The sequence below is a fragment of the Velocimicrobium porci genome, assembly GCF_009696045.1.
Classification (GTDB): domain Bacteria; phylum Bacillota; class Clostridia; order Lachnospirales; family Lachnospiraceae; genus Velocimicrobium; species Velocimicrobium porci.
Genome location: NZ_VUMT01000005.1, coordinates 1 through 12,759 on the forward strand (window position 1 = coordinate 1; position 12,759 = coordinate 12,759).

General features: G+C 34.3%; 9 protein-coding genes and 1 pseudogene. 8 read left to right on the plus strand and 2 right to left on the minus strand.

The window, feature by feature from the left end; genetic code table 11:
* Nucleotides 1–120 precede the first annotated feature (120 nt).
* Nucleotides 121–513 (minus strand): annotated as a pseudogene (locus tag FYJ58_RS15290) (transposase zinc-binding domain-containing protein); the annotation flags it as partial.
* A gap of 373 nt (nt 514–886) precedes the next feature.
* Here FYJ58_RS15290 and FYJ58_RS04460 point away from each other — a divergent pair.
* The 3 genes from FYJ58_RS04460 to FYJ58_RS04470 all read left to right on the plus strand — a co-directional run bounded on the left by FYJ58_RS04460 (nt 887) and on the right by FYJ58_RS04470 (nt 7,001).
* Nucleotides 887–3,205, plus strand: coding sequence for a cyclic nucleotide-binding domain-containing protein (locus FYJ58_RS04460; RefSeq protein ID WP_154517861.1), 2,319 nt, complete (start codon nt 887–889; stop codon nt 3,203–3,205).
* Between the two features lie 601 nt (nt 3,206–3,806).
* Complete coding sequence (locus tag FYJ58_RS04465; RefSeq protein WP_154517864.1) at nt 3,807–5,318, plus strand: tetratricopeptide repeat protein; 1,512 nt, start codon at nt 3,807–3,809, stop codon at nt 5,316–5,318.
* 12 nt (nt 5,319–5,330) lie between these two features.
* Nucleotides 5,331–7,001, plus strand: a complete 1,671-nt coding sequence (locus FYJ58_RS04470) for a putative manganese-dependent inorganic diphosphatase (protein WP_154517867.1) — start codon at nt 5,331–5,333, stop codon at nt 6,999–7,001.
* Here FYJ58_RS04470 and FYJ58_RS04475 read toward each other — a convergent pair.
* Complete coding sequence (locus FYJ58_RS04475; RefSeq protein ID WP_154517870.1) at nt 6,998–7,339, minus strand: Ig-like domain-containing protein; 342 nt, start codon at nt 7,337–7,339, stop codon at nt 6,998–7,000. The genes FYJ58_RS04470 and FYJ58_RS04475 overlap by 4 nt on opposite strands.
* 71 nt (nt 7,340–7,410) lie before the next feature.
* Between FYJ58_RS04475 and FYJ58_RS04480 the strand changes: the two genes are divergently transcribed.
* The 5 genes from FYJ58_RS04480 to FYJ58_RS04500 all read left to right on the plus strand — a co-directional run bounded on the left by FYJ58_RS04480 (nt 7,411) and on the right by FYJ58_RS04500 (nt 12,718).
* The gene (locus FYJ58_RS04480; RefSeq protein ID WP_154517873.1) at nt 7,411–7,998 is read left to right on the plus strand and encodes a flavin reductase family protein; all 588 of its coding nucleotides are present in this window, start codon (nt 7,411–7,413) and stop codon (nt 7,996–7,998) included.
* 15 nt (nt 7,999–8,013) lie between these two features.
* Entirely contained in the window at nt 8,014–9,882 is a 1,869-nt protein-coding gene (locus tag FYJ58_RS04485) for an ATP-dependent nuclease (protein WP_154517876.1), read from the plus strand.
* The gene (locus tag FYJ58_RS04490; protein ID WP_154517879.1) at nt 9,879–10,391 is read left to right on the plus strand and encodes a shikimate kinase; all 513 of its coding nucleotides are present in this window, start codon (nt 9,879–9,881) and stop codon (nt 10,389–10,391) included. The genes FYJ58_RS04485 and FYJ58_RS04490 overlap by 4 nt, the downstream gene beginning before the upstream one ends.
* Nucleotides 10,392–10,513: 122 nt before the next feature.
* Nucleotides 10,514–11,812 (plus strand): UDP-N-acetylglucosamine 1-carboxyvinyltransferase, encoded by a 1,299-nt coding sequence (locus tag FYJ58_RS04495; protein ID WP_154517882.1) that lies wholly within the window; start codon nt 10,514–10,516, stop codon nt 11,810–11,812.
* A gap of 99 nt (nt 11,813–11,911) precedes the next feature.
* Nucleotides 11,912–12,718, plus strand: a complete 807-nt coding sequence (locus FYJ58_RS04500; protein ID WP_154517885.1) for a hypothetical protein — start codon at nt 11,912–11,914, stop codon at nt 12,716–12,718.
* Nucleotides 12,719–12,759 lie beyond the last annotated feature (41 nt).

A 12,759-nucleotide genomic window follows, 5' to 3' on the forward strand; every position in this document is an offset into this window, starting at 1 on the left:
TTTATTATTATATCTGTTATGATTTGATTTTTAATGATCATGATGAGCTCCTCCTTCAGCTCATATATCATAACATTTGTACATTCTTATTTAATATTTATTGTACATTTTTAAGTATAACTTAATAATCTTAGAAAACATACGGGAAATAACGCTGTTAACAGCGTGAAAAAGACAGTGGAGCAGAGAACGGTCATTGAGAAAAAACTCCCGGAGATTTTCATCAATGGTAAAAACGCAGTGTCGATGCCTAACATTGACCAGTTTAAAGGACATACTGGTAGTGCGTTCCATGGAATATTTGTTTCCGCAGGTAGGACAGAAACGGCTATGACAACGGAAAGGAACAAATTTAAGCTTTGCACAGTGAGGGCAACCATACATGGCACCACCGAAGGAAGGATCACCACAGTGGATCATCTTATCGATATTTTCCATTTCAGATTTTCTGGGATGAAGAGTATACTTAATTTCTTCATAATAGTCGGTAAAGATTCTTTGTAAGATATTCATAACCCTATTATGCAGGAAAAATTAACAAAAAGAAACCCCGAAATTTCCTCAAGATTGAGGGGCAGGGGAGTTGAAGTGTCGAAGACACTTTGTTCTTTGGTTGCATAAAAGTAGAAAATATTAGCTGACAATTAAGATTTTTGTGAGTAGTAAGATAAAAATATAGAAACAATGAAAAAAGATTTTCGTATTTATGAGCAAATAGTCTCTTTATGTTTATGAGAAAATCATTTATAATAAAAAGAAAATGATACCAAGGTCCGTAGTCATCCGTAGGTATCAGGGGTCAAAATATCTTTTGACCTCAACATCAAGAAAATACTAAAATAAAAAATTAGGATAGATTACATTAGATGAAATGGAGGAAGTGGAAATGGGATTAGAGCTTAATATGGATTCGGTAAATCAGATTCCGAAAGGTGCTGTTATTTATAAACAAACAGAAATGGTAGAAAGTGTATCTCTTGTATTAAAGGGACGGGTGCTAATTGAAAGAAATGGTGTAAGGATTGTCGCAGGTGCCGGCAGCTTTTTAGGGGTATGCGATTTATATTCGGGAAATTATGAAGTAACTTATAGGGCAGTAGATGATTTAACGATTTATACATTTTCAGCGAATAATCCGGATCATATTGAAAATATTTTTTCTGCAAAGAAAGAGTATAAAAGTCTAATGGTTATATCGCTCAGCAAATATATAAAAGATTTGAAAGCGATTGAAACTATTCTTATTAATTGTGCAACTTCTGCATATCGTCTGTTAAAAGTGCATTATGAGCAATATAAAAAAATCGGAATGCAGAGAGGGTATTCTGTTGTTGAACTTCCAGAAATTGAAGCATTTGCAAATATGCAGCTTAAGAACGATGTAAATACTAAAAAAGCAGAATATTATGCGGAGTGTGCCTCTCTTCCAATGGATATTCAACGGGCATTTTACTGCACAAATACAATATGTTTGTATCATGTTGATGAGCAGGCGGAAATGGTATGTCAGTTATTGGATGAATGTAGTGAAATTAGTGATTATGTGAAAGATCTTATCGAATTACTTTACAGTGATACATCGGAATCTCTGCTTAATATAATAAGAAATTTAATTGTTAATACAAGACAGGACAAGGATACAGATACATCTGAGTTAGTAGAAGCGGCGGAAAATATAGTAGATAAATTGAAACAGATTAAAGCAGTTATGTTTAAGAGGGCAGCGGTTTCGTTGGATTTGGATGAGGAAAAGCTTGATAATATTTATGAGCTAATTGTATCGGGTAAACCGGCAGAAGAAGAGAATACAGCGTCGGCAACACAGAAAGTGGATATAAAAGAGTTGAAGGATTCTCTTGTTAAAATTGTAAAATATGCAGAGCTTGAAGGAGAAGAGGCAGAACAATTTATTTCTTTAATTAATCAGTTTAGAGAATTAAATGATAAACTTTCTGCGGATGATTCTGTTCGAAATTTAAGAAAGCAGATTGCGAAGAATTATTATGTAATATACGAAAAAGTCTTTTTGAAGGCATACAAAGATAAAAATGTACCTTTTGTAGTGGACTTGTATTTACGATATGGATTATTGGATGAAAGGCTGTTAACAAAGGAACAGCTTATGGAACTAGTTAATCTCCCTTATTATAATGATGGGCAGGGACCATGTCATGTATATGATATGAGAGAATGGCTTACTTTAATATATGAAGAAAAGAAGATGCCTTCTAAAAGTGAATTTGATATGGATTATGAACAATATGTGCGTTCGTTGAAAAAAACAAAGGAAATCACAGAGGAACAGGCAGGAGCAATGCTTTCTGACCGATTGAAGAAATTACAATATGAAATTCGGAATATGTTTGCTTATAACAATCGAGTGCTTTCCGGACAGATTAGTACATTTGTGCCGTTTTTACATGAAGACTGTTTTATCGGAAGTATGGGACAGAGTTTGTTATGTCCTGACAATGTGAATGCAGGAGTGCGCAGACTGGAAATGATAGATTTCTCTATTTTTTGTAGAGAAGTCATTTATTCGAATGAAGAGAAAGGTATAAAACGGGAATTTGTTATTAAAAAAGTATATCCAGATATTATTCTATTTCCTATAGCCGGTTCGAATGCTGTAATGTGGCAGGAATTCAGTGGAAGAAAGAAGGATAGTAGAGGTCGATTTTTCTTTCCGATTTTTAATATGGGTAAATTAGACGATAACTTAATTAAACTATTTGGAAGATTTCGTTGGGAAGTATGTAGGAGTACAATGGGGACTGCTTGGAATAATATAAAATATAAATCCCTTACAAGTGAATATATGGACTATCTGCAGTTTTACAGGAAAAACCGAGAATTGACACAAGAGAAAAAGGAAAAATTAAAAGCTCAGATTCAAAAAGGAAGAAATAATTCTCGAGAAGTTTTTGTAATTGATTACGAAGCGTGGGTAAAATTTGAGTCACAAGGTGCGATTCGATTAAATAAAGTTGCGAGAAGTATTTTAGCTATGTATTGTCCATTTCCAAAAGAACTTCGGGAAGGATTACAGAACCAGCCGATGTTTGTGGCTGCATTTGAGCGATATGAAAGAGAGAAAATTTTAAAGGTAAAAGAATTAGACCTTAGAGAGCGAATGTTGATTAAAGAGGGAGCGGAGATTCCGCAGATTCTTTATGATACAATTACATATTATCAAGAGTCATAAGAAACAGTTATTCAATTAAAAAATAAATAATAGACAAAATAATGTGCATAGAATAGATAAAAAGACAGATAACAACAAACAAATAATTAAAAAGTATTGACAAATCGTAAGAGCTTTGCTATTATATGATTATAGAAAAAAGAAAGAGGTGATTCCAATGGGAACGAAAGAAGAAGAAATAATAACAGTTCAATACACTGGTGGCGTAACCGATAGTCCTGTAGGAATTACGAAGGTTCGTATTAATCAATAGTAATCAAAAAACATCCAATGTATAGTGATACAATTTATTCGGAGAGAGCGGGGATGTACATAATAAACGGTTATGGTATTGAACGGTTGCCACATTATAAATGCAATTATCGAGGAAGAGTTTAGATAGATAGCAGGAAAGTTATGGTAAAGCTCCGAATAGCGGTAAGAAGAAAATATATAGATGATAATTGAATATATAGCAGTATAAAGGGAGTGTTGTATAACACTCCCTTTTTTCTACGCATAAAGAAACAAATAAGTTTAATTAAAAAATTCATTGAAAAAATGCGGGTTACATACTACAATGGAAAGTAGACAACAATCTTGAGAAAGCAGGGGGTAAGTCATGGGGAAATATAACAATATGATGAAATGTGCCCAAGTGCGTAGCCTTGTAAGTGAAAAGCAGTATCAAAAAGCTTTGGAAACTATTGAAGAATTAAACATAGAACAGATTAATACAATTACTGATTTAAATATAATTGCGGAAGTATTTAAAAAATTTGAGCGTTATGAAGATGCCAGAGAGATTTACCTTCGACTTTATGACAGGATTCAGACTAGAAGAGTTATCTATCAGCTTATATATTTGTCCGTTAAGTGCAATAATATAGACGATGCAGAAGAATTTTATAAAGAGTATTTGGAATTGGATGATAAAAGTAGTGACCGGCTGATTCTTCGCTATTATATTGATAAGGCAAAAGGTGCGGACCGAAAAACATTAATTAAATATTTGGAAGAGCTGAAACAAGAAGACTATATGGAAGAATGGGCTTATGAATTAGCTAAATTATATCACAAAGAGGGCATGGAAGAGGAATGTGTCCGGGAATGTAGTGATATTATTTTGTGGTTCGGAGAGGGAATGATTGTAGAGAAAGCCATGCTTTTGAAACTGCATTATGTAGATGGAGCAGACATTTCCACTACGAAAGCAATTGAGAAGACTAGAAATATGGCAGCTGAACTTAAGATGGCAGCTGAAATTGCTGAACAAAACGAGAGAAGAAAGATAGAAGAGGAACTGCGAAGAAAAGAACTTTATGAAGAAATTCGCTTAAAGAGGGAAAAAGAAAAATCTTTTAATGAAACAAAGAAGATAGGTAATCTTACTGAGTACATTAAAAAACGACAAGCCGAAGAAGCTGGTTTGTCTGAAAAAAAAGAAGAATCGGTGCAGCCGGATAATAGAGAGCTATACGTGGAGAAGCCTTTTGTCGAAGAAGAACATTATAAAGAAAAAATGTTAGAAGTTCAAAAAATGCTTGATAAGATTAGAAAAGAACAAGATTCGGACGGTTATAATCCAGAAGATTTTCTTGAAGATCCTCCTGAACCAGATGAAGATTATGAGGATGATAATTATGAGAAAGAGAACTTTGGAGAGTCCGACAACTCGATATTAAAAGAACTGCAACCTGTTATTGAGGATGCTGTATCAGAAGAAGAGCAGATTTTAATTGATATGGTGACGGAAGCAAAGAAAAAAGGACAAGTACCACATTTTGTATTAATCGGAGAAGACAAAGAAAAAATTATAGAGCTTTCAAAAGAGCTTTCAAAAGAACTATTAAGACAAGGAATTCTTCCTACGGCACAAATTGCAAGAATTACTGCAGAACGACTGAACAGAATTAAACTCCAGAATAACCAGAAAAAGTTAGCCGGAGGCTGTCTGCTTATTGAAGAGGCATATAAGTTGTCTTTAGAGTCGGTTCAAAGCTTATATCAATTTTTGAACCGCAATAAAAATATGGTTACTATTATTCTTACGGATACAGAAGAAAATATCGACTGGCTAATGACAAGAAATCGTAAGTTAAAAAGTATAGTAGAATATCAATTGAAATTATAGGAGGAACAGAAGTTGACTGAAGAAGATTTAACAAAATCAGTATATGTGGTGGGACATAGAAATCCAGATACCGATTCAATCTGCTCGGCAATTGCGTATGCAAATTTAAAAAATAAAATGACGAATAGTTCTATTTATCGTCCTAAGAGAGCAGGTGGGGTAAATCCGGAAACAGAATTTGTTCTTAATTATTTTAAAGTACCTAAGCCGGCGTATGTAACAGATGTCAGAACTCAGGTAAGAGATGTTGAGTTCCGTCGTACAGAGGGTGTTGATGGATCTATTTCATTAAAAAAAGCATGGGAATCCATGCGTTCAATTCAGGCACATACATTACCAATTATCAATAAAGAAAAAGAGATACTGGGTGTTATTACAATCGGAGATATTGCAAAGTCATATATGGAAGTATATGACAACAAAATTATTTCAGCTGCAAATACGCCATATACCAATATTATTGAAACACTAGATGGTGAAATGCCGGTCGGTGATTTGACTGCAACTGTAAGTGAAGGAAAAGTATTAATTGCGGCTGCAAATCCGGATTTGATGGAAAGTTATATCGAAGAAAAAGATATTGTAATTTTAGGTAACCGTTATGAATCGCAGCTTTGTGCAATCGAAATGGGAGCACAATGTATTATTGTGTGTGACGGAGCAACGGTATCTTATACTATTTCTAAAATGGCAGAAAGTAAAGGTTGTGCGATTATTAAGACGCCATATGATACGTATACAGCAGCAAGATTGATTAACCAGAGTATGCCAATTCAATTTTTCATGTGTAAGAATGGCATTATTATGTTTACAGTGGCTGATTTTATCGAAGAAATTCGCGAAATTATGACTAAAAACCGATTCAGAGATTTTCCTGTACTTGATTTAGACGGAAAGTATCTTGGAATGATTTCACGTCGTGATTTATTAGATGCGAAAAAGAAAAAGTTGATTTTGGTAGATCATAATGAACGATCACAGGCAGTAGATGGAATTGAAGATACAGAGCTTCAGGAAATTATCGACCATCATCGTCTAGGTGGATTGCAGACAATGTCACCAATCTTTTTCCGCAATCAGCCATTAGGATGTACTGCCACGATAGTTTATCAGATGTTTATTGAAAATGAAATCGAAATTGAGCCACATATTGCAGGTTTACTTTGTTCTGCAATTATATCCGATACATTAGTGTATCGTTCCCCTACTTGTACAAGTGTGGACAAAGAAGCAGCAGAAGCGCTTGCAAAAATTGCAGGTATTGAAGTAGAAGCTTATGCAAGAGAAATGTTTGCAGCCGGAAGCAACCTTCGTGGGAAATCGCCAGAGGAAATTTTCTATCAGGATTTCAAGAAATTTACAGCAGGTGATGTGACATTTGCGGTAGGACAGATTTCTTCTATGAACAAAGAGGAATTAGAAGGAATTAAAGAAAAGCTATTAAGCTATATGGATAAAAGCTTTGAAAGCCAGGGAGTGTCAATGATTTTCTTTATGCTTACGGATATTATGGAAGAATCAACGGATCTTTTATATTATGGAGAAAAAGCAGAAGAAACAGTTATGCAGGCATTTCATGTAGAAAATCCTGAAGAAGGAGTAATACTGGCAGGTGTTGTTTCGAGAAAGAAACAATTGATTCCTGCACTTATGCTTACCCTTCAACAGGATGCAGAAGCTTAGTCAATTTTAAATTGTAACCGGACTGGAGCCTTTAGATTCTGACCGCCCTTAGATTTTACGTCTGTAGTAATATTCAGTATGTAAGATTCATGTTGGGCATACGCTTCTAAAGGTTCTATTTCGATTGTATTATTCAAGGTATCGTAACGAATTTCTGTTAGAAGCGGACTTTGATTTGCACTGGTTACATATAAATTAACATTATTAACCGTTTTTGGGTCTAAAGGAACATTAAATTTTACACGCCATACAAATTTACCGGTACGGAATTTTAAATCTTGTCTTACTTTATTTTCCATTCCGGAGCTTACAGATTCAATATCAACATAATTAGCCATAAAATCACCTCTAAACTATTATAATATAGATTATCGGAAATGTGTACAAAAAAATGAAGGGAATTAAAAAAATGAGTAAAGAATTATGGAAACCGGGAAATATGTTGTATCCACTTCCGGCAGTAATGGTAAGCTGTCAGAGAATAGGGGAAAAACCAAATATAATAACAGTTGCATGGACAGGCACAGTGTGTACAAATCCTGCGATGGTATATATATCGGTCAGACCGGAACGATATTCTTATGATATTATTAAAGATACAAAAGAGTTTGTAATTAATCTTACAACGAAAGAACTGGCAAAAGCGACTGATTTTTGTGGGGTGCGTTCAGGAAGAGATACGGATAAATTTAAAGAGATGAAATTGACACCGTCAAAATCGGAACATATTTTTGCACCTGGGATAGAAGAGGCACCGGTTAACATCGAGTGTAAAGTAAAGGAAATCTTAGAATTAGGTTCGCATCATATGTTTTTAGCTGAAGTGGTTGGAGTCCATGCAGATAAGGCATATATGGATGAGAATGGAAAATTTGATTTAAATAAGGCAGAATTGTTAGCTTACTCTCATGGAGAGTATTTTGATTTGGGAAGAAAAATAGGCACATTCGGTTTTTCTGTTCGCAAAAAAACAAAGAAAAAAAGCAAGAAAAAATAGGGGTAGAAAAAGAAAATGAAGATAGGTTATTTGCATATAAAAAATTTTAAGTCAATTCGTGATTTAGAGATTAGCGATGTAGAAAATGCACTTATTCTGGTTGGAAAAAATAATACAGGAAAAACAGCAGTCATTGATGCAATTCGGGTTGTATCAGGGGACTATCAAATAGAAAAAAAGGATTACAGAACGGATGAAAAGAGTATTTCTATTGAAATGCGGGTTTTTTTCGATGAAGAGGATTTAGCTCTATTTCATCGAAAAGGGATTGTAAGTAAATATAAAAAATTTGATTTGTGGAAAAAAGACTTTATGATTAAGCTGCCTTCGTTTCAGAATGGGGAGCTTGCATTTACCTGTATTGTAAATCCGGCAGGAGATATGAAATATAATGACGGATACAAGAAGAATAACCCCTATATAAGGGCGGTATTTCCTAAAATCTATCATATTGATCAGCAAAGAAACCTAGATTCTATTCAAAATGAAGTATTTCGTTTTTATGATAAAGCCTCTTTATCAAACTTAAGAGAAAATGTCTGCATCTTTGACCAGACGAGAAAATGCAATCGATGTTTTAATTGTATTGGAGTAATTAATAAAAAATCGCCAGAAGAATTAACTGTTTTTGAAACAACAAGATTATTGGAATACAAACTATTTCATATGAATATCAATCAATTTTCAGATAAACTGAATCGATATTTTCATGCCAATGGAAGTCCGTCAAGCGATATTAAATTTGAAGTTAATTTTGATGTTGACCACATGTTTCAGATTGAAACAAAGGTTTATAACAGGGAGAGAGAAACGGTTGGTACTATGAATACACTGAGTGCAGGACTTCGAAGTATATATACATTGTCTTTGCTGGAAGCTTATGTAGATGAAGAGAATACGATACCTTGTATTATTATGATTGAAGATCCGGAAATTTATTTACATCCCCAGCTTCAAAAAACAGCGAGTGAAATTTTGCTTCGGCTTTCACGAAAAAATCAAGTTATATTTTCAACACATTCACCAAATATGATTGTTAACTTTTCTTCAAAGCAGATCCGCCAGGTGGTTTTGGATAAAGAATATTATACAACAATTAAAGAAGAAACGGATATTGATGAAATTTTAGATGATTTAGGTTATACGGCAAATGATTTTATGAATGTCAGCTTTGTATTTATTGTAGAAGGAAAACAGGACGAGAGCAGATTGCCGTTATTGCTAGAAAAGTATTATTCTGAAATTCTGGATGATGATGGAAAATTACAAAGAATTTCAATTATTCCGACAAATAGTTGTACGAATATTAAAACTTATGCGAACTTAAAATATATTAACCAACTTTATTTAAAAGACCAATTTTTGATGATAAGAGATGGAGATGGTAAGAATCCTGAACAGTTAAAACGGCAGCTTTGTGGTTATTATAAACAACGGGAAAAGGAAGATGTTGGTCATCTTCCGAGAGTTATGCCAAGAAATGTATTGATTTTAAAATATTATTCATTTGAAAATTATTTTTTAGATGCCAGTGTTATGGCGAAAATAGGTATTGTAAAAAATGAAGAAGAATTTTATAATATTCTTTACGCAAAATACAAAGAATATCTTTATAAGCTTGCAAGCACAAAACATATGATGGAAGAAACCGGAGTACAGATAAAAAGCAAACAGGATTTGAAAGATAATATGGAACTTATCAAAATATATGTCAGAGGGCATAATTTGTTTGACATTTTTTACGGAAAATACAGACATAAAGGTGAGAAAGAAATTCTGCAAAAATATATTGATGTTGCACCAAGAGAGGTCTTTAAAGATATTTTAGATGCGATAGATTGCTTTATTTATTTTGAAAATCGAAAGAGAGGAAACAAAGGATGAAGAATATTGTCCTAATTGGAATGCCGGCAGCAGGGAAAAGTACAATTGGTGTTATTTTAGCAAAAGAACTAAATTACCATTTTATAGATTCGGATTTAGTAATACAAGAAAGAGAAGAACGTTTATTGAGGGAAATTATAGCAGAAGAGGGCCTTGACCGATTTATTGAAATAGAAAATGAGGCAAATCGTTTGATTGAAGCAGAAAAAGCGGTAATAGCTACTGGTGGAAGTGTTATTTACGGCAAAGAGGCAATGGAACATTTTTACAATACATGTGTCATTGTGTATTTGAAGATTAGCTATGATTCAATTGCAAATCGAATTGGTGACCCTAAAAAGAGGGGCGTCGTTTTAAAAGAAAATCAGACGTTAAGAGATCTGTATGAAGAACGTTGTCCACTGTATGAAAAATATGCACATATTACGGTGGAAACAGATGGCTTGGAAATAGGTGAGGTCATGCAAAAAATAAAAAATAGTTTCAAAAATCCCGATATTATGATATAATGTTACGAAGTATAGATTTTAACACATTAGTGTGAAATATATAAGAAGAATATTTGAAGAAAATAGTTTGATTTGTTTATTATAAATATTGAGAAATAGGAAGATTATTATAGAGGTGTCTAATGGAAGAATATATCATTAAAGGTGGAAAACCATTAGTTGGAGAAGTGACTATTGGTGGTGCAAAGAATGCAGCACTTGGTATTTTGGCTGCAGCAATTATGACAGATGAAACCGTGACCATAGATAACTTACCGGATGTAAGGGACATTAATGTACTATTGCAGGCTATGGAAGGCATAGGTGCACATATAGAGAGAGTTAACAGACATGTAGTTCGTATTAATGGAAGCAATATTGGTTCTGTTAATATTGATTATGAATATATCCGTAAGATAAGAGCATCTTATTATTTGTTAGGTGCATTACTTGGTAAATATAAAAAAGCGCAAGTTGCGCTTCCGGGCGGATGCAATATTGGAAGCCGTCCAATTGACCAGCATATCAAAGGATTTAAGGCTTTAGGTGCAACAGTAAAGGTTGACCAGGGAATGATTGATGCACAGGCAGATGAACTGATTGGAAATCATATTTATCTGGATGTTGTCAGTGTTGGAGCGACAATCAATATTATGCTGGCTTCCTGTATGGCAGAAGGCAAGACAATTATTGAAAATGCGGCAAAAGAGCCTCATATTGTAGATGTTGCTAACTTTTTAAATAGTATGGGTGCTAATATAAAAGGAGCCGGAACAGACGTGATCCGCATTAAAGGTACGGACAAGCTTCATGGAAGTGAATATTCAATTGTGCCTGACCAAATCGAAGCCGGAACTTTTATGGTTGCAGCAGCAGCAACAAAAGGCGATGTTTTGTTAAAAAATGTAATACCGAAACATTTAGAGGCAATTTCGGCAAAATTAGTTGAAATTGGTGCAGAGGTAGAAGAATTTGACGATGCCGTTCGTGTCATTGCAAAAAAAAGACTTGGAAGTACTCATGTTAAAACGCTTCCATACCCGGGCTTTCCTACTGATATGCAGCCACAGATTGCTACTTTGCTTGCATTATCCGAGGGTACAAGTATTGTAACAGAAAGTATATTTGAAAATCGTTTTAAATATGTTGATGAATTGGCGAGAATGGGTGCTACGATTACAGTAGAAGGAAATACAGCCATTATTGATGGAACAGAAGAATTTAAAGGAGCAATTGTCAGTGCTCCGGATTTGCGTGCCGGTGCAGCTTTGGTTATAGCGGGACTTGTGGCTGATGGTTTTACTTATGTAGATCAGATTCAGTATATTCAAAGAGGATATGAAAGCTTTGAAGAAAAGCTACAAGCACTTGGAGCTTCTATTGAGCGTGTCGATGTAGATGACGAAAAAGAGATTCAAAAAGCAAAGCTGAAGATTAGTTAAAAGGAACAAAATGAGGTAAATTAACAGCCTTACAACAGAACATGCTGTAAGGCTTATTTTGGTAGATATAAACAGCTAAATGATAGGTGGTGTGATAGAATGGAACATTGGATGAGAAAAAGAAGGTTTTTGAAGCTGTTACTGTTAGGCGTATTATGTATGTTATTCATTCCGGGATGCAGTAACCAAAAGATTGAATCAGCACTAAATGCCATAAAGACGGCAAGCAGTAAAACTTCTGAGCTAAAAAGTGGTGAGTTTGAATTTACTTATCAATTGAAGGATGGAGATAAAAATGCAAAAAATGCGAATCAGAGAGTATGTGGTTCGTTTGCGGTAGAAGAGAAAAAGAAAGTAGACTGGACTCGAAAAATATATATTGCGGATGAGGAAACGCCAAGGACGGAACAAAAGCAGGAGGCTGGAACTCAATATCAAAAGAGCAAGCGGGAAGATGGGACGGAGGAATGGATTCCAATTAATGAAAATGCAGTAGGATATCCGCCGGAATTAGAAGAACTGTTAAATATAACATGGAAAGTCGAAGATATTGGGAAGGTAGAAAAAGAAATACAGGATTCTGGGGCTGTAACGTATCAGATTGATTTTAGTGAGAGTTTTTTAAAGCATTTAAAGCAAGATAGGCTTCAGGGGATTCAAAAAGAATTAAAGCGGGCCAAAGAAGATGAAACTACGGATCAGGTATATTTAGATGGCTTAGAAGATTCAATAAAAACGTATCAGGCTATTAATTATCAAAACTATCGGCTGGAAATGGTTCTTGATAGTAATGGTATTATTTTAGAATATAAAACAGCAATCACAACAGCAGATGGAAATGAAGAACCAGAATTGATTTCCACGGCAACAAGTACTGTAAAATTGTCAAATTATAGTGAAAAATGATGCAAATATAAAGTTACCTGTGTTATAATGAAATCGTTATA

Bases quoted from the DNA above. Each gene is read 5' to 3' on its own strand.
- FYJ58_RS04460 (WP_154517861.1), top strand. From the start codon at position 887: ATGGGATTAGAGCTTAATATGGATTCGGTAAATCAGATTCCGAAAGGT.
- FYJ58_RS04465 (WP_154517864.1), top strand. From the start codon at position 3,807: ATGGGGAAATATAACAATATGATGAAATGTGCCCAAGTGCGTAGCCTT.
- FYJ58_RS04475 (WP_154517870.1), bottom strand. From the start codon at position 7,339: ATGGCTAATTATGTTGATATTGAATCTGTAAGCTCCGGAATGGAAAAT.
- FYJ58_RS04480 (WP_154517873.1), top strand. From the start codon at position 7,411: ATGAGTAAAGAATTATGGAAACCGGGAAATATGTTGTATCCACTTCCG.
- FYJ58_RS04485 (WP_154517876.1), top strand. From the start codon at position 8,014: ATGAAGATAGGTTATTTGCATATAAAAAATTTTAAGTCAATTCGTGAT.
- FYJ58_RS04490 (WP_154517879.1), top strand. From the start codon at position 9,879: ATGAAGAATATTGTCCTAATTGGAATGCCGGCAGCAGGGAAAAGTACA.
- FYJ58_RS04495 (WP_154517882.1), top strand. From the start codon at position 10,514: ATGGAAGAATATATCATTAAAGGTGGAAAACCATTAGTTGGAGAAGTG.
- FYJ58_RS04500 (WP_154517885.1), top strand. From the start codon at position 11,912: ATGGAACATTGGATGAGAAAAAGAAGGTTTTTGAAGCTGTTACTGTTA.